Origin of the sequence: Mesorhizobium sp. M0500 (assembly GCF_040321165.1) — a bacterium.
GTDB lineage: Bacteria > Pseudomonadota > Alphaproteobacteria > Rhizobiales > Rhizobiaceae > Mesorhizobium.
On sequence record NZ_JAMYRB010000002.1, the window covers coordinates 444,941 to 464,361 of the forward strand.

Sequence of the window (19,421 nt, forward strand, 5' to 3'; positions counted from 1 at the left end):
GCAAGCCCATAACAAACCTGCTGCCTCCGAATGAAGATTACCCTCGCCGGCTCGAGCCACTGGCACGCCGAAATACACCTCGACGCCGCACGCTTTTACGGCACGGAGATCACCGGTATCTGGGACGAGGATCCTGGCCAAGCGCAAGCGTTCGCCGCGCATCACGACCTGCCGTTTATCGAAGATTTCAAGGAGATACTCTCCAGCCCGCCGGATGTGATCCTGTTGATGGGGCACCCTTCGATGGTGCCGGCGCGGGCACGTGCGATCATCGCGGCAAGGATACCGCTGATCCTGGAGAAGCCGGCGGCCAGCCATACGAGGGAACTGATGGCGCTGCGCGACCTTGCCAGGCAGCACCAGGCTTTTGTCGCTGTTCCCCTGCCCAACCGTTTCGGGCCGGCCGTTGCCGGCCTTGAACGGCTGCGCCGGCAAGGTCGCGCCGGCCCCGTGGCGCATTGCCAGTTCCGGCTGGTCAACGGCCCGCCGCAACGCTACATCGCCGACGGTGTCGCCTGGGTGCTCGACCCGGCGGTTGGTGGCGGGGGTGCGTTGAGGAATCTCGGCATACACGGCGTCGACGCGGCACTCAGCCTCGCAACCGGCAAGCTCGGCCTGAAAAGCGTTTCGATCGCGAACCGCATCCATCCCGGCCCGGTCGAGGATCACGCACTTCTGGTGCTGGAAGACGAAGCCGGCGCGCTGTTCATCGTCGAGGCCGGTTACACCTTTGCTTCGATGCGCCCCGGCGGTGACTTCGAGTGGCGCATCGTCAGTGCCAATGCCACCCTCATCGATCATGGCGACCATGTTATCTGCGCAACGCTCGACGACGCGGCAATCGTCGACTTGCCGGTCGAACTGCCGGCAACGCGCTATCGTCTGTTCATGCGCGATACGCTTGACCGGCTGGCCAGAAAGGCGCCTCCGCCGGTGTCCATCGAAGATTATGTTGCGGCGATGTCGCTGATCGACGCCGCTTATCAAAAGGCAGGACCATGATTGGAATAGGAATTATCGGCGCCGGCGATTTCGGCGCAGCCCATGCGCGGGCAATCCGCGAGGTTGGAAATATTCGCCTCGTCGCCGCCTCTCGAGGAAATGCCGACGCACTGCAGCAATTCACCGCTGAACATGGCGGCCGCGGCTACGCGGACTGGCGAAGGCTGCTGGACGACAAGGAGGTCGATGCGGTCCTCATTGCCAGCCCGCACCATCTCCATGCCGAAATGGCCATCGGCGCGGCAAAGGCCGGCAAGCATATCCTGCTCGAAAAACCGATGGCGCCGACGGTGGCCGCCTGCGATGCGATCAACGCCGCCGTGGCCGATAGCGGCGTCAAGCTGATGGTCGCCCACCTTATGCATTTCGCCCTGCCCTGCATGGCGGCCAGGCAAATTCTGGAGGAAGGAGCGCTCGGCCGGCCGCTCGCCGGATCGAGCTGGATCATCAAGCTGTGGATGGAGCACAATCGCCGCGACTGGCATCTGCGCAAGGCGACCGGCGGCGGCATGCTGTTGACGGCCGGCATCCACGCGGTCGATCGCCTGGTCTGGCTGATGGATGACGATGTCGTGTCAGTGAGCGGCATGCTCGGCGCCAAGTTCCATGACCAGGAAGCAGACGACAGCGCTCTGCTCGGATTGCGCTTCGCCGGCGGCGGCATCGGCCAGGTGCAGAGCGTCGGCTATCGCACCGGCGCCACCACCTATGCCATGGATCTGGTCTGCGAGCGGGGAACGCTGCGCATCGACATGGACCGCGGCACCATGCTTGGCCGCGAGACGGTCTGGACCGAGCTGCCCGGTTCCTTTGAGCCGAACTGGATGCATAACGCGCTGGTGCGCGAATGGAGCGCAATGCGCGATGCCATTGCCGATGACACGCCGGTGCCGGTCGACGGCATCTATGCGCGCAAGATCGTCGCCATTATCGAGGCTGCCTTCGCGTCGAACGAAACCCGCCGCGAACACGAGATCGCCGGTGGACGCTGACCTCGACGACCATCTGGCCCGCTTGCCCGCACACGCACCGCGCGGCATCTGGGGCGCGGTGATGCTGGCCATCGACGATCGCGGAGCGATCGACTGGCAGGCGACGGAAGAGACGATCGCCCGGCTCTGCGCCTCAGGCGTCGACGGCGTCTATTCCAATGGAACGGCCTGCGAATTCCATTGCCAGACCGAGCCCGAATTTGACCGGCTTTGTGAGTTGGTCGCAACCATAGCCGGCCGCGCGCGCCTTCCTTTCCAGATCGGCATCAGCCAGTCCAATCCGCGCGTCGCGCTGGAGCGACTGACGCGGGTCGCCGGACTTCGCCCGGCGGCGGTGCAGTTCACGCTGCCCGACTGGTGGCCGCCCAGCGACGACGAGGTCATGCGCTTTGCCGGCGGCCTGTGCGACGCCGCGCCTGAAACGCCGCTGGTGCTCTACAATCCGCCGCACGCCAAGCGCCACCTGACGCTCGACGGCATCGCCAGTCTGCGTGCGGCCGTGCCATCGCTGGTCGGCGCCAAGCTGCCGGGCGGCGACGCCGGCTGGTATGCCGACATGCGCCGCAAACTGGACGGATTTTCCGTCTTCGTCCCCGGCCACACGCTGGCAACAGGCTATGCTGGAGGGGCCCATGGCAGCTATTCCAACGTTGCCTGCCTCAACCCGAAGGGCGCGATGATGTGGTGGCAGATAATCCGCACCAACATGGCCGCCGCTGCCGAGGTCGAGGCCCGCATACAGGCCTTCCTCGCCGCAAATGTCCTACCGTTTCGCACCCGTTACAATGTCGGTGATGCAGCACTCGACAAGGCGATGGCGGCAGCCGGCGGCTGGGCGCCGCTCGGCCCGCGACTGCTCTGGCCCTACAGCTCCGTTCCCGATCAGGAAATACCGGCGCTGGCCAGGGCGGCTCACGCGGCTTTCCCGGAATGGTGTAGACCCGTCACCAAGGCGCGGACGACGGAGGCGCTTCAGCAGCCGGCGCGTGCTCCCTGTATCGAGCGTGACGCAAACGCCCCCGGCTGAGGGACATCGGCCTCGCGCCGTGCCAGCGAATTGCGCAAGAGCGCGATCGCCTCGCGGCCGGCGGTCGCAATCTCGCGTGGCCTGTCGACGCCGACGATCATGAACTCCTTGATCCCCAAAGCGGCGTAAGAAAGCAGCGAAAGCGCGACCTGCGCCGGCGGCCCGGCAAGTTCGAGCGCCTTCTGGCAGGAAGCGGCCGGTTTGTCTTCCGTACGGATTCGGACGGGAAGCGCGAAACGCAGCTTGCCGGCCCGGCCGTGTTCGGCAGCAGCGCCGCGTACGCGCTCCATTGACTGGCGGATTTCTGCAAGCGAGCCAGGCGCCAGCTCGAACACGTCCGCATGCCTGCCCGCGACCCTGAGCGCAGTGCCCGACTGCCCGCCCATGCGGATGGTCACATCGGCACCATGCGGCCCCTTGCGCGGCACATAGCCGCCTTTGATGCTGTAAAAGGTGCCTTCATGGTCGAACGGCCTGTCGTTCGACCACAACCGCTTCAGCAGCACCAGATATTCATCGATGCGTTGCCAGACCACCGTATGGCCGGCCGGACGTGCCTCGGCATCGTCGTCGGTCAGCGGCTCGCTGAGCATCCTGAGCGACAGCCGGCCACCGCTTCTCGCGTCGAGGGCAGCGAGCTGCCGCGCCGCCACGGTTGGTTCGATCACGCCTGCCCAATGCGTGAGCACGACCTCCAGGGACGAGGTCCGGTCCAGCGTCTGGGCGGCAAGGTCCATATTGGTCAGCAGCCCGGCCTGGTCGTCGATGACGATCTTCCGGAATCCGGCATCCTCGATCAGTGACAGCTTCGTCGCGGTCTCGACATAGTCGTAGAAAAAGCTGGCGTCGGCAGCGTGGATCTTACCGGGAACATGCGTGAACTCGATTGGCATTGCCATCTCCTCCATCACGTTGGAATCAGGGCGCGCAAAAGCGCACCGGCATTCGGTTCATCAACTCCGGAATTTCTGCAAACGGCAGGCCGCTATCCCGAGGAAGCCTCGATGATCAGAGCCTTGACAATCAGGGGATAAGCCCCAGTACCACTGCCCCGGTGAATACAAACGCAAGGGCAAAGACGAGATAGGCGAAAGCGCCGGCATAGGCCGGCCGCCACACCTGGTCGGAACCCAGCCTTTGGCCTTTGCGGGCAGTCTGAGCGTTCTGGCTATAGGACATATCGACCTCCGTCTCGGCGCTTAATCTATAAAATCAGTAGACTTTGTCGAGTGCTATTTTCGCGCGATCCTTAGAACAATTTTCTCCAAACGGCGGACAAATTAGTGCTTTTACTGCTTAGCGCTGCCTTTCGCGGCATGCCGGGGTGACGGCAGGAAACGTCAGGTCCATATGTCTGTGGCTCCTTGGCCATCCAATGGATGAGGGATAGCATCGCTTCAGCGGAAAGCCGCGACGTCACGGCAAGGCAGCAGGGAGCAAACCATGGGCACAAGACTGGCCGGCAAGGTCGCCATCATTTCGGGCGGCGCGACGGGAATGGGCGGTGCGGCCTCGGAGCTTTTCGCGGCCGAGGGCGCCAAGGTGGCGATCGTCGACCGCAACGGCGAAGCGGCGGCGGCCACCGCAGCGGCAATCAGGCAACGCGGCCATGTCGCCGAGCACTGGGTCGCCGACGTATCGGATGAGGCGCAGGTCGAAGCGGCGGTGAAGGGCGCGACGGAAAAATTCGGCCCGTTCACGGTTCTGTTCAACCACGCCGGCACCCTCGTCATCAAACCCTTCCTGGAGACCACGCTGCAGGAATGGGACTGGCTGCATGCCGTCAATGTGCGTTCGATGTTCCTGATGACGCGTGCCGTGCTGCCCGGCATGATCGCCGCCGGCGGCGGTTCCATCGTCTGCACCTCGTCGATCTCGGCGGTGGCGGCGACGCCGATGGAGGTGCTTTACGACACCACCAAGGGCGCCTGCCATATGTTCGCGCGTGCCATCGCCGTCGAGTTCCGCGACCGCAACATCCGCTGCAATGCGGTCTGTCCAGGCTTCATCAGGACACCGCATGGCCTGCGCGAGGTCGCCGATCTCGACAAACTCGGCGTCGATGTCTCCGACGCGGCAATGGCGGCGCAACAAGGGCGGATCGGCGAGCCGGAAGAGGTCGCGAAGGCAGCCCTGTTCCTGGCCAGCGACGAGGCCAGCTTCGTCAACGGCGCGCATCTGTTCGTCGATAACGGCTTCACCGCGATGTGAAAGGCGAAGCGCCGCTACCGCTCTTCGCGCCGGAACGGCTTGAGCAGCGCCGACGGGGCCACCGCATTGCGCGACATCACCGCCATAGCGACGATGGTGAAGATGAACGGCAGCATCAGGAACGCCTCGTAGGGGATATGGCCAAGCCCGCTCGCCTGCATGCGCAACTGCAAGGCGTCGACGAAGGCAAACAGCAGTGCCGCGCCTGCCGATCGCCACGGATCCCAGCGGCCGAAAACGACGAGCGCGATTGCCACCCAGCCACGCCCGGAAACCACGCCGAAGGTGAAGGCGTTGAATTGCGCCATCGACAGGAAGGCACCGGCCAGTCCCATCAAGGCACCGCCGAGGATCACCGCCTGGAAGCGTGTTGCAATGACGCTGACGCCGGCAGAATCGGCGGCACGCGGGTTTTCGCCGACCATGCGCACCGACAGGCCCCAAGGCGTGCGGTAGAGCACGAAGGCGGCCAGCGGTATGGCCAGCATCGCCATGTAGACCAGCGAGAACTGGTTGAACACCGCCGGCCCAAGCACCGGAATGCCGGACAGGATCGGGATCGGCAGCGTCTCGAATCCCTTGATGTTCGGCGGTACCGATTGCTGGCCGAAGATCAGCCGGTAGAGGAAATAGGCAAGGCCGGAGCTAAACAGCGTCACGCCGATGCCGCAGACATGCTGGCTGAGGCCGAGCGCTACAGTGAACAGCGCGTGCACGGCGCCCATCAGCGCCCCGGTCAGCACCGCCGCTAGCACGCCAAGCCAGAGGCTGCCGCTGAGGCTCGCCGCGGTGAAGCCGGTCATCGCCGACAAAAGCATGATGCCTTCGATGCCGAGATTGAGCACCCCGGCGCGCTCGGAGAACATCTCGCCCAGCGTCGCGAAGGCTAGCGGCGTGGCGATGCGGATGATCGCGGCAAGGAAGCCGACCTGGAAGATCTGTTCCAGCACCACGCTCATTTGGCTATTCCCACGCGACGGATGCGATAGGCGGTGAACAGCAGCGCCACCAGCATGGCGAGCAGCGCAGTTCCCTGGATGACATCGCTGAGGAAGGCCGGAACGCCGGTCGCCCGCGACATCGCCTCGGCGCCGGTCATGACGGCGGCAAGGAAGATCGCCGCCGGCACCACGCCGAGCGGATTGAGCCTCGCCAGCATGGCGACGACGATGCCGGAATAGCCATAGCCCGGCGAGATGTCGCTCATCACCTGGAAATGCACGCCGCCGACCTCGCCGACGCCCGCAAGGCCGGCCAATGCGCCAGACAGCAGCGCCGTCGAAATCAGCACCCGCTCGACATTGATGCCGCCATAGCGCGCCGCCTCGGGGTTTTCGCCGGTGACCCTGATGCGGAAGCCGAGCGTCGTGCGCGCGACCACGAACCAGATCACCGGTGCGGCGACCAGCGCCGCGACGACGCCGAGATGCAGCCGCGTGCCTTCGAGCGGCACCGGAAAATTGGCCGTATCCTCGATCGGCGGCGAGATCGGGTAGCCGCTGAAACTGTCCTTCCATGGCCCCTCGATCAGCGCCATCAATGCATAGAAAATGACCGAGTTGAGCAGCAGTGAGCTGACCACGTCATCGACCCTGAATTTTACCCGCAGCGTGGCGGGGATCAGGGCGACGGCCGCGCCGGCGGCAGCGCCCGCCAGCGCCATCAGCAGCATGGCGAGCGGCCCCGGCATCGGGATTGCACCGACGGCACAGCTCGCCACCGCACCAGCCAGCAATTGCCCTTCGGCGCCGATGTTCCAGAATTTGGCGCGGAAGGCGACCGCCACGGCCAGTCCGGTGAAGATCATCGGCGCGGCACGCACCAGCGTTTCGGTGACGGCGTAGCTGTCGCCCAGCGACGCCGAAAACATCACGCCATAGGCCTCGACGACGCCGGCGCCGGCCAGTGCGATGAGGCCGCTGCACAGGATCAGCGTCGCGCCGATTGCGAGCAGCGGCAGCGCCAGATTGAACCAGGCGGGCGTTGAGGTGCGGGCCTCGAGACGGAACATCAGGCATGGCCCTCCGCGCCGGTCATCATCAACCCGAGTCTGGCGATGCTGGCGTCGGCGCTGTCCAGCGTGCCGACGATGCGGCCCTCATACATCACCGCGATACGATCCGAGAGCATCAGCAACTCTTCCAGATCCTCGCCGATGACGACGATGCCGCAGCCCTTGGCGCGCATGTCGAGGAATTTTTCGTGGATGAAGCGCGCAGCGCCGATGTCGAGGCCGCGAGTCGGCTGCGAAACGATCAGCACCTTCGGATCGAAAGCGAGTTCGCGCGCCAGAAGCGCCTTTTGCAGATTGCCGCCGGAAAGCGCCCCGGCGCGCGTCATCGGCCCGGGGCAACGTATATCGTAGGCCTTGATCTGCGCCTCGGCGAAGGCGCGGATCGCATCCGGCTTGAGCAGGCCGTTGCGGCTGAACGCCGCCGTGCCGATGCGCGGCAGCACCATCGAATCGGCAAGCGGCAGATTGGTGACCAGCCCGGTCGTCATGCGGTCTTCCGGGATGCGGCCGAGGCCGAGCGCCTGGACTGTGCTCGGCGAGAACCGCGAAACCGTTTTGCCGGCTATGGTCATCTTCCCGGCATCGGGCGCACGCACGCCGGAGATGACCTCGGCAAGCGCGCGCTGGCCATTGCCGGAGACGCCGGCGATGCCAAGGATCTCGCCGCCACGAACCGACAGCGAAACATCGCGCAGCGCCATGCCGGAATGATGCAATGTCGAGATACCGTCGAGGGTCAGCACGGCCGCACCGGGCATCGACGGTCCTCTGGCCGGAGGCACGATCTCGTGGCCGCACATCAGCCGCGCCATCTCCGAGGACGTGGTGCTGGCCGGCGCATCGACGCGGCCGGCAACGCGCCCATGCCGGAGCACGACGCAGCGATGCGTCAGCGCCCGCACCTCGGTGAGCTTATGCGAGATGAAGATGATGCCGAGCCCTTGTGCCGCCATCGAGCGCAGCGCCGAAAACAGCCCGTCGACCTCGGTTGGTGCCAACACCGCCGTCGGCTCGTCGAGGATCAGCAGCCTTGCGCCGCGAAACAGCGCCTTGACGATTTCGAGCCGCTGTTGCTCGCCGACCGACAGCGCCGAGACGGGGAGGTCCGGGTCGAGCGTCAGCCCGTGCTGGCGGCCGATCTCGGCGAGCCGCGCCAGCCCGCCGGCGCGGTCGATCCGGCCCGATCTGCCGGGAATGCCGATCAAGAGGTTCTCCAGCACCGAAAGCCGCGGTGCGAGATGAAAATGCTGGTGCACCATGCCGATGCCGGCGGCCAGCGCATCGGCCGAACTGTTGATCGCCACCGACCGGCCCTGCACCAGGATCTCGCCGGCATCGGGCGCATAGGCGCCGAACAGCACGTTCATCAGCGTCGTCTTGCCGGCGCCGTTTTCGCCGAGCAGCCCGAGGATTTCACCCGGCGCGACGCTGAGATCGACGGCCTCGTTCGCCTTGACGGCGCCAAAGCTCTTGGAGATGCCGCGCATTTCGATGAGAGGGGCAGGCGTTGACAAGGGTGCTCCCGATCGGAATTGGCTTTACGATTCAGCTTTGATCGACGGGAATGCGCTGCACCCCCCTCTGGCCTGCCGGCCATCTCCCCCTCAAGGGGGGAGATCGGATGTCACTTCTGCTTTCGCAAATCGTCAACGCTGAAGAGGAGGGCGCTGTCGGCGAAGCTGCTAATCTCCCCCCTTGAGGGGGAGATGGCCGGCAGGCCAGAGGGGGGTGCGACAAGCACCAACCCCAAAAGACAGAGCCCTAATCCGAGACCGGCGTATTCTCATCGACGTCGACGCGGAAATTGCCGTCGAGGATCTCTGCCTTCTTCTTCTCGATCAGTTCCTTGACCTCGGCCGGCAGCGTCTTGTCGAACTTGTGGTAGGGCGCGAGGTAGGAGCCGCCCTTGGCCATGCGCGAGAAATCGCCGTAATCCTGCGCGGTGAAGACGCCGGCCTTGACCAGCTTGATCGCCTGCTCGACGGTCGGATACATGTCCCAGACCGGCCCGGTGATCACCGTGTCGGGGCCGAGGCTCGACTGGTCCGACATGTTGGAGATGGCGAGGATCTTCTTCTCCGCCGCCGCTTCGATGACGCCGAAGCGCTCGGCATAGATGATGTCGACGCCGGCATCGATCTGGGCGACGGCCGCTTCCTTTGCTTTTGGCGGATCGAAGAACGAGCCGATGAAGGCGACCTTCTTCTTGATGTCGGGATTGACCTCCCTGGCGCCGGCAAAGAAGGCGTTGACCAGCCGGTTCACTTCCGGAATGCCCATCGCCGCGACGGCGCCGACCGTGCCTGACTTCGACATTTTTCCGGCGATCATCCCGGACAGATAGGCCGGCTCGTGAATCCAGTTGTCGAAAACGCCGAAATTCGGCTCGGCCGGCCCGGCGCCGGAGCCGAACAGGAAGGCGGTCTTCGGGAACTGCTTGGCGGTCCTACGCGATTCGCGCTCGGCGGCGAAGGCATCGCCCAGCACCAGCTCATAGCCGCCCTGCGCATATTCGCGCATGACGCGGCTGAAATCGGCCGTCTGCACCTTCTCCGACCATTTGTATTCGATGCCGAGTTCCTTCTCGGCCTTCTGCAGGGCAACGTGGATCTGGTTGTCCCACGGCTCCTCGATCGGCGTGGCGAAGATCGCCGCCACTTTCAGCTTCTTGGTCTTGGCAAAGGCGCTGCCCGGCAGCATCGCCGCCGCCAGGCCGAGCGCGCCCAGCTCCAGCACGTTGCGTCGCGAAAGCCCTTCGCGTTTCGATTGGATTCTGCTCTTCCCGTTGTCCATTGCATGCCCCTCTGATTGGCGCCGTGTCGAGCCGGCTCTCTTCTCCGGAATATCGGCGAAGGAACTATGGAGCGGTGCCCGGCTTTTGTCCACATGGTCAAATTTGAGTGGGCGGAACGCACCATTAGATGGCCCGGCAAATCGACGCTTGCTCACAATCTCTCCAGCGCCACCGCGATCCCCTGGCCGACCCCGATGCACATGGTGGCAAGTGCATAGCGGGCGCTACGTTCGCGCAGCTCCAGCGCCGCCGTGCCGGTGATGCGCGCGCCGGACATGCCGAGCGGATGGCCGAGCGCGATGGCGCCACCATTCGGGTTGACGTGCTCCGCATCCTCGGCAATGCCGAGCTGGCGCAGCACGGCGATGCCTTGCGAGGCAAAGGCCTCGTTGAGCTCGACGACGTCGAATTGCTGCGGCGTCAGGCCGAGCCGGGCACACAGCTTTTGCGTGGCCGGCACAGGGCCGATACCCATGATGTGCGGCGCCACGCCGGCGGTGGCACCGCCCAGAACACGGGCGATCGGCGTCAGCCCATATCTTTTCGCGGCTGCTTCCGAGGCGACGATCAGCGCCGCCGCGCCGTCATTGACGCCCGAGGCATTGCCGGCCGTAACCGTGCCGCCTTGTCGGAACGGCGTCGGCAACTTGGCCAACGCTTCGATCGACGTGCCCCCGCGGGGATGCTCATCTCTGTCGACAACGACCGGATCGCCCTTGCGCTGCGCGATCGTCACCGGCGTGATTTCCTTTGCCAGCCGGCCATTGGCTTGTGCGGCTACAGCCTTGTCCTGGCTGCGCACGGCAAATGCGTCCTGGTCGGCGCGGGAGACAGCGAACTCTTCCGCCACGTTCTCGCCGGTCTCCGGCATCGAATCGACGCCGTATTGCTTCTTCATCAGCGGATTGATGAAGCGCCAGCCGATCGTGGTGTCGTAAATCTCGGCATTGCGCGAAAAGGCGGTCTCTGCCTTCGGCAGCACGAACGGAGCGCGGCTCATCGATTCGACGCCGCCTGATATCATCAGCTCCGCCTCGCCGGCCTTGATGGCGCGGGCAGCAATTATCACCGCATCCATGCCCGAACCGCAGAGACGGTTGACGGTCGAGCCCGAAACCTCCTTGGGCAGGCCGGCCAGCAGCAGCGCCATGCGCGCCAAATTACGATTGTCCTCGCCGGCCTGGTTGGCGCAGCCATAGACGACATCGTCGATAGCAGCCCAATCAATGCCTGGATTACGCTCGACCAGCGCCCTCAGAGGTATCGCGCCGAGATCGTCGGCACGGACCGCCGACAGCGAGCCGCCGAAGCGCCCGATCGGCGTGCGGATGTAGTCGCAGATATACGCCTCGGCCATTATGCCGCCTCTCTCTTGCACTGACGATTTCTGCTCCCGGCCCGCCATCTTGGCCGCATTCTCCTTGAGACGAAAGCACATCTCGCTGCCGGCCGTTAGGCCAACGAGAATTTCAGCTGCCGCCCGCCGGGAGCGGCGGATCAGCCGATGCTTTCTCCACCGTCGATCACCAGCGCCTGACCGGTCATGAAGGACGAGCGGTCGGAGACGAGGAACAGGATCGCTTCGGCGATTTCCTCCGCGCTGGCCCAGCGCTGCATGGGAATTTTGGTGCGGACATAGTTCTCGATCGCCGCCCGCCCGCCCATCTGCGCGATGAACGGCTCGTTGAAGGGCGTATCGACCCAGCCGGGGCACAGCGCGTTGATGCGGACATTGTGTTTGGCATAGTCGAGCGACATCTGCCGGGTCATCGCCACCACTGCATGTTTTGACGTTGCGTAGGCGATCATTTCGCGGTCGTAGAACACACCCGAATTCGAGGCGGTATTCAGGATCACCCCGCCGCCTTGCGCGATCATCGACGGCATGACCAGCCTGGCCGCGAGGAACTGCGCCCGCACATTGATCCGCCAGGAGGCATCCATGCCGTCGGCGCCGACTTCGGTCAGCGTGCCGCCGACCTGGATCCCGGCATGATTGTGCAGGATGTCGATCCGCCGATGCCGCCCCAGCGTTCCCGCAATGAGCTGCTCGACCGCCGCATCCTCGCCGACGTCGGTGGCGACGGCCTCGGCCCGACCGCCGGCCGCACGAACGTCGGAAGCGGTTGCTTCCCCCGCCGCCTGGTCCCTGTCGGCGATCACCACGAGCGCGCCTTCCCTGGCCATCATCATGGCGCCGGCACGCCCGATCCCCGACCCGGCACCCGTCACCACGGCGATGCGATCTCTCAGAATCATGTTTTTGTCTTTCAGTGTGATGGTTTTCGTTGCCGCAGTTGCCATTGGGCAAGCACAACGAGCAGAACGGAGGCGACGAGCACGATCGTCGCGATGGCATTGATCTCCGGCGTGACCCCGCGCCGGATCGAGGCGAAGACATAGATCGGCAATGTCGTCTGTGCGCCGGCGACGAAGAAAGCGACGATGAAATCGTCGAAGGAGAATGTGAAGGCGAGCAGGAAGCCGGCGATCACCGCCGGCATGATCTGCGGCAACACGATGCTGCGGAACGTCGTCAGCGGGGTAGCGTAAAGATCGCTCGAGGCCTCGACCAGATTGCGGTCGAGGCTGCCGAGGCGCGTGCCGACAATCATCGCCACCAGCGCCATCGAAAACAGCCCGTGCGCGGCGATGATCGAGCCATAGCCGAGCGCCAGGCGCGGTGGCTGGTCGTTCGGCCACAGCGAAGCGACAAACGGGTTGACCACCCCGAATAGCTGGACCAGCGCGACCAGCGTCGAGATGCCGATGACGACGCCAGGAACGACGATCGCAGCACCCAAAAGCGCATCGAAGACGGCTCGCGTCCGCGCGCCGACACGCGCCAGGCCAAGCGCGGCCGCCGTGCCGCACAGCGCCGCCAGCAAGGCGCTGGTCGTGGCGATGAACAGGCTGTTCTTCAGCGCTTCGACCAGGAACGGGTTTGCCAGGGCCTTGCCGTACCATTGCATCGAGAAGCCAGTGAACTCGCTGGCGTGGTGGCCGGCGTTGAACGAAAACAGCACCACCAGCGTGATCGGCAGGTAGAGAAAGGCAAAGACCGCAACGACGAAGGCACGCATCAGATCAGGTCCACCCGGCGGGCACCCGAAAGCCGGGTCGAAATGCGGTTCGCGGCAAGCAGCACGACCACTGAAACCGCCACAAGTGTGATGGCGATTGCCGATCCGAATGGCCAGTTGCGCGATTGCAGGAACAGATCGACCAGCGCGTTGCCGATGAAGAAGACCTTGCCGCCGCCGAGTAGCGTCGGGATCAGATATTCGCCGAGCAGCAGGATCATGACCAGCGAGAAGCCGGTCATCACACCTGGCAGCGACAGCCGCAGCGTCACGCCGAGGAATGTCGAGATCGGCGTCGCGCCGAGATCGGCGGAGGCCTCCAGCAACCGGCGGTCGAGCCGCTCGAGGCTGACATAGATCGGCAGGATCATCAGCGGCAGATAACCATAGACGATGCCGAGCAGAACCGCTCCCGGCGTGTTGATCAGCCGCACGTCCTCCAGCCCGACATAGGCCAGCAGAGCTGGGATGCCGCGCCCGCCAAGCACATACATCCAGGCATAGGTTCGCATCAGCAGGCTGGTCCAGAACGGGATGACGACAAGCGCCAGCAGGATCAGCCGCCACCGTTCCGGCGCGCGCAAAGCGAGGTAATAGGCGACCGGATAGGCAACGAGAAGACAGGCCAGTGCGCCCGCCGGCGCCAGCATCATGGTGTTCCAGAAGGCGGTCGCCCGCGCCGGAAGATTGGCATACTGCGCCAAGGTGAAAGCGGCCTGATAGCCGCCTTCCGGCGCCCGCTCGCCGACGCTGAAAACGGCGATCGCCACGAACGGCAAAACTAAAAACACCACCAGCCACGCCGTTGCTGGACCGAGCAGCAGGGCGGTCAGGAGATTGTGACGAAGGACGTTGCTGCGCATTGAAAAAACCGCCCCGGTGCCGGCGGACATCTGTCCGCCGGGGAGTTGCCTGCATCGAGCCTGTGGCCTGCCCGGTTCAAGCCGACTTGAAGCGTGCCATCAATTCGGCCCGGCCCGGATCGGTTAGCGTCGCAGCCGCACCGAATTCGAGCGGCTTCAGCAGATCCGCCGCCGGATAGAGGATCGGATTGTCCAGCACCTCCTTGGGCAGCAGCGCATTGACCCGCGCATCGGTGGAAGGCGCACCGTTGGCCAGGTGCTCCTTGACGGCGACTTTCGGGTTCATCAAATAGTTGAGCAAGGCATAGCCGGCAGGCTTGTTCGGCGCATCCTTGGGTATTGCGTAGAAGTCGGTCCAGATCTCGCCGCCTTCCTTGCCAAGCACGTAGGCGATTTCGGGGATGTCGCGGTGGAGCTGCGCCCCGTCATTGGTCCAGCACATTGTCATCCAGGCGTCACCGGCACGCATCGACGGCTGATAGTCGCTGGAAACGGCGAACAGATGCCGCTTGACCTTCAGCAGCAATTCCTCCGCCTTGGCGAGTTCGTCCGGCTTCAGCGAGTTGAACGAGAAGCCGAAATATTTCAGCGCGTTGCCGATCGTGGTCAGCTGGTAATCATGAACCATGGTCCGGCCGTCGCCCTCGGCCATGGCCGTGTCCCAGAATTCCTTCCAGCTTGTCATCGGCTTGGTCAGTTTCTTGGTGTTGACGGCAAAGCCGGTGGTGCCCCAATTCTTCGGCACCGCATAGGTCACCCCATCGATCGTGCCTTCCCCAGTGAAGCGCGGGTCTTCTTGCGAGCCGTCATAATTGGCAAGCTTGGCCATATCCAGCGCCTCGATGATGCCAAGCTTCTTGTAAGTCGAGATCGTGTAGTTGGTCGGAACGAAAAGGCTCCAGCCCGAGGCGCCGGCCTGCAGCTTGGCCAGCATCTCCTCGTTTGACCCGAACACGTTCACCTCGACGGCAACGCCGGTTTCGGCCATGAAATTCTCGAACGTCACCGGGTCGTGATAATTGGGCCAGGTGGCAATCGACATGCGGTCGCCAAGCCCCTCCTGGGCGAAGGCTGGCGACGGCATGATGCCGAGTTCGCGGGCCATTACTGCCGTTGCGATGCCTAGGCCGGTGACGCCAAGGAACTCGCGGCGGCCGATGGAACCGCGCTTGAGGCGCATCAACTGGTCGACGAATTTTTCAGGGCTTATCGGCAGTCCGTCACGATACGATTTCGACATTTTTGTTTTCCCTCTGGTTGGTCCCGTTATTCTCCGGAAACGCCAGCGGCGTTCCGGCTGTAAAGCCGACGGCGACGGGTTCACCCGGCTTGAAGAGATTTCCACCGCCAACCAGATGATCGGCCTTGGCGAGCAGTGTCCCGATGCCTTGGACCTCGATTGCATATTCCGCGGTGGAACCGAGAAAGATCCGGTTGCGGACAAGCCCGTTCAGCCGGCCGCTTCCGGGCGCGCCGAGACTTAGGGATTCAGGACGCAGGCTGACCGAGACGGCTTCGCCCTGGGCTAGCGAAGTGCGCTTGCGCGCGGCGATGACGGTGCCGTCGGCAAGCGCTACCTCGACGAGCTTGCCCGAGAGCCCGACGACCTTGCCGCTCAAGAGATTGGTCTTGCCGACGAAATCGGCGACGAAGAGGTCGGCGGGTTCGTCGTAGATTTCGCTCGGCTGCCCAAGCTGGACGATGCGCCCGCCATTCATGACGCAGACGAAATCGCTCATCGACAGTGCCTCTTCCTGATCGTGGGTGACCAGGACGAAGGTGATGCCGATCTCGCGCTGCAGGTTCTGCAGCTCTATCTGCATGTCGGTGCGCAGCTTCTTGTCGAGCGCCGCCAGGGGCTCGTCGAGCAGCAGCACCGCCGGCTTGTTGACCAGCGCCCGCGCCAGGGCGACACGCTGCTGCTGGCCGCCGGAAAGCTCATGGATCTTGCGGCGTCCATAGCCGGCAAGCCGAACCATGGCGAGCGCCTCGCCTGCCTTCAGGCTGATCTCCCGCGACGACAAGCGCGGCCGCGCCTGGCGTAGGCCATAGGCGACGTTGTCCGCCACATCCAGATGCGGAAACAACGCATATTGCTGGAACACCATGTTGACCGGCCGCCGATAGGGCGGCGTGCCGGCCATGTCGCGGCCACGGATGAATACCACACCTTCGCTTGGCTGTTCGAAACCGCCGATCATGCGCAAACAGGTTGTCTTGCCGCAGCCGGACGGCCCGAGCAACGCGACAAAGGCAGACGGCGGGATGGTAAGATCGATGCCGCTGACCGCGATCACGCTGCCGTAGCGTTTGGTGACCCCGCGAAACTCGATGTCGGGCACTGCGGTCAAGGCTGCGGGCTCCAGCGGCTGGTTGGTCTCGAAACGCTATCAGAGCCAATGGCGGCTAGTATATACCTCCCAGGTGGTATATTTCATCTATTTTCTCGTCTGGAGGGGTATGAATTGGGCGTTTCACGCAGCGATGAATACAGCCGGCTCGCTGCGCTCATCGCAGCGACGCGGGAGACGAGCGGCGAGCTTTTCGGCAAGGCGATGGTCGCCTGGCTCCGCCAGCATGTCAGCTTCGATCATTGCGTGATCTTCGGCTATCGCGGCGCCTCACGCCCGCCGCTGCTGTTCGAGACATTCTCGCCGGCCGAAAGCCACGTCTTCGTCGCGCTCTATCAGGAAGGGCCTTATCTGCTCGATCCGTTCCACCATGCGGCAGTCGAGCGCAAGGAAGGCTTTTGGCGCATGCGCGAATTGGCGCCGGATCGCTTCTATGCCAGCGAATATTACCGCTCCTATTACAGCCAGACCAGGCTTGCGGAGGAGGTCGGCTTTTTCGTGCCGCTGCCGGGAAAGGACGCGCTGGTGGTCTCGCTAATGCGATTGCGCGCTTCGGGGCCGTTCGGAACCGCCGATGCCAGGTTGCTGCGCGACATGGCGCCTGCGGTGATCAGCCTCGTCAGGCTGCGCTGGCCTACCCTTCCGGCTGACGGACCGGTTGGGACGAAGCAAGACGAGGCGATTGCTCCGGTCAGTGAGTTCGAACGTGCTCACATCTGGAAGAGCCTTTCGCTCACGCCGCGCGAACAGCATGTTGTCGATCTGGTGCTTCAGGGCCATTCCACGGAATCGATTGCCAGGGCGATGCGCATCGTGCCGGGAACCGTAAAAGTTCATCGCCGCAACATTTACCGCAAGCTCAAGATAAAGTCGCAGGCGGGTCTGTTCGCGCGTTTTGTCGAGATCATGGACGCACGGATTCGGTAGTCCCGAGTTCAGCCGGCAGCGCCGTCCCAGGAACCGGTTTCGGCCATCTGCCTGAGCCCGGGTGCCACTCGAAAGACATCCTTGCCGGTCTGCTGGTGCCAGTGATCCAGCCGCCGGATGATCTTGTCCACGCCTTCGAGGCTCGCCCAGAACATCGGCCCGCCCTTGCCGACCGGGAAGCCGTAGCCGTTGACCCAGACGACGTCGATATCGGAGGCGCGGGCGGCAATCTTTTCCTTGAGGATTTTGGCGCCCTCGTTGATCATCGGATAGAGCGTCCGCTCGATGATCTCCTCGGCGCCGATCGCGCGCGGTGCAATACCGCGCTCGGCAGCCTTGTTGCGGATCAGCGCCTCGACATCGGGATCGGGCAGCGGCGTGCGCGAACCGCCTTCGTAGCGATAGAAGCCGCTGCCGGTCTTCTGGCCGAAATGTCCCTGTTCGCACAACGCATCGGCGATCACGGCCGTCTGGCCACGCGCCTTGCGGTTGCGCCAGCCTATGTCGAGGCCGGCGAGATCGCTCATCTCGAACGGCCCCATCGGCCAGCCGAAATCGGTGAACACCTGGTCGACCTGGCGCGGCATTGCGCCTTCCAGCAGAAACGTCTCCAGCTCCGCACCGCGCGCCGCCAGCATGCGGTTGCCGACGAAGCCGTGGTAGACGCCGACAACGACCGGCACCTTGCCGATCCGCCGTGCCAGATCGACGATGGTCGCCAGCACGTCGGGCGAAGTCTTGTCGGCGCGGACGATTTCCAAAAGCTTCATGACGTTAGCCGGCGAAAAGAAATGCATGCCGAGGAGATCCTGCGGCCGCGACGTCGAAGCGGAGATTTCGTTGACGTCGAGATAGGAGGTGTTGGTGGCGAGGATCGCGCCCGGTTTGGCCACGGCATCGAGCCTGCCGAAGACATCCTTCTTGACCGCCATCTCCTCGAACACGGCCTCGACGATCAGGTCGCAATCGGCAAGATCGGCATAGTCGGTGGAACCCTTGAACAACCCAAGCCGTTGGCGCTTGGCGTCTTCGCTCAGCGAGCCGCGGATGACGGAAACGGCATAATTCTTGTTGATCGTCGCCAGCCCGCGTTGCAATGCCTCCTGCGTTGTTTCCAGCAAGGTCACGGGAAGACCGCCGTTGGCGAACGCCATGGCGATGCCGCCGCCCATCGTGCCGGCACCGATGACGCCGACCCGGGCGATCTTGCGCCTGACGACGTCCTTGCCGGCAATCTTTGCCGCCTCACGTTCAGCGAAGAACAAATGCCGCTGCGCGCGTGATTGGTCCCCGGCGACAAGCTTGACGAACAGGTCGCGCTCCGCCGCCAGCGCTTCGTCGAAGGGCAGCGTCAGGGCGTTGCGGACCGACTGCGCACAGGCGATCGGCGCCTCGAGGCCGCGTGCTTTGCCGGCAAGCACTGCCGCTTCCTTGTCGAACGCCGGCAAGTCGGCCTGGTCGAGGCGATCATTGCGGTCGCGCACCGGCGTGAACGGACCGCCTTTCGCGGCCGTTTCGTTGGCGAAACTCACCGCTTGCGCGGTCAGGTCGCCATCGAAGACGGCATCCACCAGGCCGGCGGCGAGCGCCTCGGCCGCACCGATCGGCGTTCCCGAAACGATCATGTTGAGTGCCTTCAGCGGACCAACCAAGCGCGGCAGGCGAACCGTGCCGCCGCCGCCGGGCAGCAGGCCGAGCTTGACTTCCGGCAGGCCGAGCCTTGCCGTTCGGTCGGCAACACGGAAATGGCAGCCGAGCGCCAGTTCCAGGCCGCCGCCGAGCGCAGTGCCGTGAATGGCCGCGACCGTCGGCTTGGCGATGGTTTCCAGCATGGCGACTAGGGCGCCCAGGTCCGGTTGCCGCGCCGGCCTGCCGAATTCGGTGATGTCGGCGCCGGCGACGAAGGTCCGCCCGGCGCATGCTATCACGATTGCTCCGACCGACGGCTCGTCGCGCAGGGAAACGAGCGCCTGCATCAGCGGCTCGCGCACATGGAAGCTCAGCGCGTTGACCGGCGGATTGTCGATGCTCACCACCGCGACGTTGCCGTGCCTTGTAGTGCTGACGAAATCGAACACGCAAACCTCACGCAATGATGTTGGCCAATAGCGCGACGGGATTTACAGCGCTGGCATGCGGATGGGAACCACGTGTTTT

The 19,421-nt window shown here is 64.3% G+C and carries 18 protein-coding genes; 5 read left to right on the plus strand and 13 right to left on the minus strand.

The genetic code is table 11. The features are described from left to right. Positions 1–30: 30 nt before the first annotated feature. Genes NKI70_RS05960 through NKI70_RS05970 form a run of 3 tightly spaced genes read left to right on the plus strand, consistent with a single transcriptional unit; the run spans position 31 to position 3,021 of the window. A complete protein-coding gene (locus NKI70_RS05960) occupies positions 31–1,002 on the plus strand; it encodes a Gfo/Idh/MocA family protein (protein WP_031212079.1) in 972 nt (323 codons plus the stop codon). Next, positions 999–1,994 (plus strand): Gfo/Idh/MocA family protein, encoded by a 996-nt coding sequence (locus NKI70_RS05965; protein WP_352724384.1) that lies wholly within the window; start codon positions 999–1,001, stop codon positions 1,992–1,994. The genes NKI70_RS05960 and NKI70_RS05965 overlap by 4 nt, the downstream gene beginning before the upstream one ends. Next, on the plus strand, positions 1,984–3,021 hold the full coding sequence (locus tag NKI70_RS05970) for a dihydrodipicolinate synthase family protein (protein WP_352724385.1): 1,038 nt from the start codon (positions 1,984–1,986) through the stop codon (positions 3,019–3,021). Before NKI70_RS05965 ends, NKI70_RS05970 begins: the two co-directional genes overlap by 11 nt. On the opposite strand, the gene NKI70_RS05975 is transcribed toward NKI70_RS05970, so the two are convergent. Further along, on the minus strand, positions 2,967–3,914 hold the full coding sequence (locus NKI70_RS05975; RefSeq protein WP_352724386.1) for an LLM class flavin-dependent oxidoreductase: 948 nt from the start codon (positions 3,912–3,914) through the stop codon (positions 2,967–2,969). The two genes, NKI70_RS05970 and NKI70_RS05975, sit on opposite strands and share 55 nt — an antisense overlap. A gap of 130 nt (positions 3,915–4,044) precedes the next feature. Beyond that, positions 4,045–4,200: a hypothetical protein gene (locus NKI70_RS05980; protein WP_023678176.1), complete on the minus strand. Its 156-nt coding sequence runs from the start codon at positions 4,198–4,200 to the stop codon at positions 4,045–4,047. A 264-nt stretch (positions 4,201–4,464) separates the two neighbouring features. Between NKI70_RS05980 and NKI70_RS05985 the strand changes: the two genes are divergently transcribed. Then, a complete protein-coding gene (locus NKI70_RS05985) occupies positions 4,465–5,232 on the plus strand; it encodes an SDR family NAD(P)-dependent oxidoreductase (protein ID WP_352696943.1) in 768 nt (255 codons plus the stop codon). 14 nt (positions 5,233–5,246) lie between these two features. Here the strand turns inward: NKI70_RS05985 and NKI70_RS05990 are convergent, their stop codons facing one another. From NKI70_RS05990 to NKI70_RS06035, 10 genes are all read right to left on the minus strand, one after another. After that, entirely contained in the window at positions 5,247–6,191 is a 945-nt protein-coding gene (locus tag NKI70_RS05990) for an ABC transporter permease (protein WP_352574549.1), read from the minus strand. Further along, positions 6,188–7,243: an ABC transporter permease gene (locus NKI70_RS05995; RefSeq protein WP_352724387.1), complete on the minus strand. Its 1,056-nt coding sequence runs from the start codon at positions 7,241–7,243 to the stop codon at positions 6,188–6,190. Before NKI70_RS05995 ends, NKI70_RS05990 begins: the two co-directional genes overlap by 4 nt. After that, positions 7,243–8,733 (minus strand): ABC transporter ATP-binding protein, encoded by a 1,491-nt coding sequence (locus NKI70_RS06000; RefSeq protein WP_502896697.1) that lies wholly within the window; start codon positions 8,731–8,733, stop codon positions 7,243–7,245. The genes NKI70_RS05995 and NKI70_RS06000 overlap by 1 nt, the downstream gene beginning before the upstream one ends. Before the next feature lie 274 nt (positions 8,734–9,007). Further along, complete coding sequence (locus tag NKI70_RS06005) at positions 9,008–10,039, minus strand: BMP family protein (protein ID WP_352724388.1); 1,032 nt, start codon at positions 10,037–10,039, stop codon at positions 9,008–9,010. A 152-nt stretch (positions 10,040–10,191) separates the two neighbouring features. Then, on the minus strand, positions 10,192–11,397 hold the full coding sequence (pcaF, locus tag NKI70_RS06010; protein ID WP_352574544.1) for a 3-oxoadipyl-CoA thiolase: 1,206 nt from the start codon (positions 11,395–11,397) through the stop codon (positions 10,192–10,194). 140 nt (positions 11,398–11,537) lie between these two features. Next, on the minus strand, positions 11,538–12,299 hold the full coding sequence (locus NKI70_RS06015) for an SDR family NAD(P)-dependent oxidoreductase (RefSeq protein ID WP_352574542.1): 762 nt from the start codon (positions 12,297–12,299) through the stop codon (positions 11,538–11,540). 11 nt (positions 12,300–12,310) lie between these two features. Further along, the gene (locus NKI70_RS06020) at positions 12,311–13,123 is read right to left on the minus strand and encodes an ABC transporter permease (protein ID WP_352574540.1); all 813 of its coding nucleotides are present in this window, start codon (positions 13,121–13,123) and stop codon (positions 12,311–12,313) included. Continuing rightward, a complete protein-coding gene (locus tag NKI70_RS06025; RefSeq protein WP_352648122.1) occupies positions 13,123–13,986 on the minus strand; it encodes an ABC transporter permease in 864 nt (287 codons plus the stop codon). Before NKI70_RS06025 ends, NKI70_RS06020 begins: the two co-directional genes overlap by 1 nt. 76 nt (positions 13,987–14,062) lie before the next feature. Then, positions 14,063–15,226, minus strand: a complete 1,164-nt coding sequence (locus NKI70_RS06030; RefSeq protein ID WP_352574536.1) for an ABC transporter substrate-binding protein — start codon at positions 15,224–15,226, stop codon at positions 14,063–14,065. Further along, positions 15,207–16,337: an ABC transporter ATP-binding protein gene (locus NKI70_RS06035; protein ID WP_352696949.1), complete on the minus strand. Its 1,131-nt coding sequence runs from the start codon at positions 16,335–16,337 to the stop codon at positions 15,207–15,209. The genes NKI70_RS06030 and NKI70_RS06035 overlap by 20 nt, the downstream gene beginning before the upstream one ends. Before the next feature lie 114 nt (positions 16,338–16,451). Here NKI70_RS06035 and NKI70_RS06040 point away from each other — a divergent pair, with 114 nt between their 5' ends. Beyond that, a complete protein-coding gene (locus NKI70_RS06040) occupies positions 16,452–17,264 on the plus strand; it encodes a helix-turn-helix domain-containing protein (RefSeq protein ID WP_292657193.1) in 813 nt (270 codons plus the stop codon). A gap of 8 nt (positions 17,265–17,272) precedes the next feature. On the opposite strand, the gene NKI70_RS06045 is transcribed toward NKI70_RS06040, so the two are convergent. After that, complete coding sequence (locus NKI70_RS06045; protein ID WP_352696951.1) at positions 17,273–19,342, minus strand: 3-hydroxyacyl-CoA dehydrogenase NAD-binding domain-containing protein; 2,070 nt, start codon at positions 19,340–19,342, stop codon at positions 17,273–17,275. Positions 19,343–19,421: the final 79 nt, after the last annotated feature.

Excerpts from the sequence above, each read along its gene's own strand:
- NKI70_RS05975 (WP_352724386.1), bottom strand. The coding sequence starts at position 3,914 with ATGCCAATCGAGTTCACGCATGTTCCCGGTAAGATCCACGCTGCCGAC.
- NKI70_RS05980 (WP_023678176.1), bottom strand. The coding sequence starts at position 4,200 with ATGTCCTATAGCCAGAACGCTCAGACTGCCCGCAAAGGCCAAAGGCTG.
- NKI70_RS05995 (WP_352724387.1), bottom strand. The coding sequence starts at position 7,243 with ATGTTCCGTCTCGAGGCCCGCACCTCAACGCCCGCCTGGTTCAATCTG.
- NKI70_RS05990 (WP_352574549.1), bottom strand. The coding sequence starts at position 6,191 with ATGAGCGTGGTGCTGGAACAGATCTTCCAGGTCGGCTTCCTTGCCGCG.
- NKI70_RS06020 (WP_352574540.1), bottom strand. The coding sequence starts at position 13,123 with ATGCGTGCCTTCGTCGTTGCGGTCTTTGCCTTTCTCTACCTGCCGATC.
- NKI70_RS06025 (WP_352648122.1), bottom strand. The coding sequence starts at position 13,986 with ATGCGCAGCAACGTCCTTCGTCACAATCTCCTGACCGCCCTGCTGCTC.
- NKI70_RS05960 (WP_031212079.1), top strand. The coding sequence starts at position 31 with ATGAAGATTACCCTCGCCGGCTCGAGCCACTGGCACGCCGAAATACAC.
- NKI70_RS06005 (WP_352724388.1), bottom strand. The coding sequence starts at position 10,039 with ATGGACAACGGGAAGAGCAGAATCCAATCGAAACGCGAAGGGCTTTCG.
- NKI70_RS06015 (WP_352574542.1), bottom strand. The coding sequence starts at position 12,299 with ATGATTCTGAGAGATCGCATCGCCGTGGTGACGGGTGCCGGGTCGGGG.
- NKI70_RS06000 (WP_502896697.1), bottom strand. The coding sequence starts at position 8,733 with ATGCGCGGCATCTCCAAGAGCTTTGGCGCCGTCAAGGCGAACGAGGCC.
- NKI70_RS05965 (WP_352724384.1), top strand. The coding sequence starts at position 999 with ATGATTGGAATAGGAATTATCGGCGCCGGCGATTTCGGCGCAGCCCAT.
- pcaF (WP_352574544.1), bottom strand. The coding sequence starts at position 11,397 with ATGGCCGAGGCGTATATCTGCGACTACATCCGCACGCCGATCGGGCGC.
- NKI70_RS06030 (WP_352574536.1), bottom strand. The coding sequence starts at position 15,226 with ATGTCGAAATCGTATCGTGACGGACTGCCGATAAGCCCTGAAAAATTC.
- NKI70_RS05985 (WP_352696943.1), top strand. The coding sequence starts at position 4,465 with ATGGGCACAAGACTGGCCGGCAAGGTCGCCATCATTTCGGGCGGCGCG.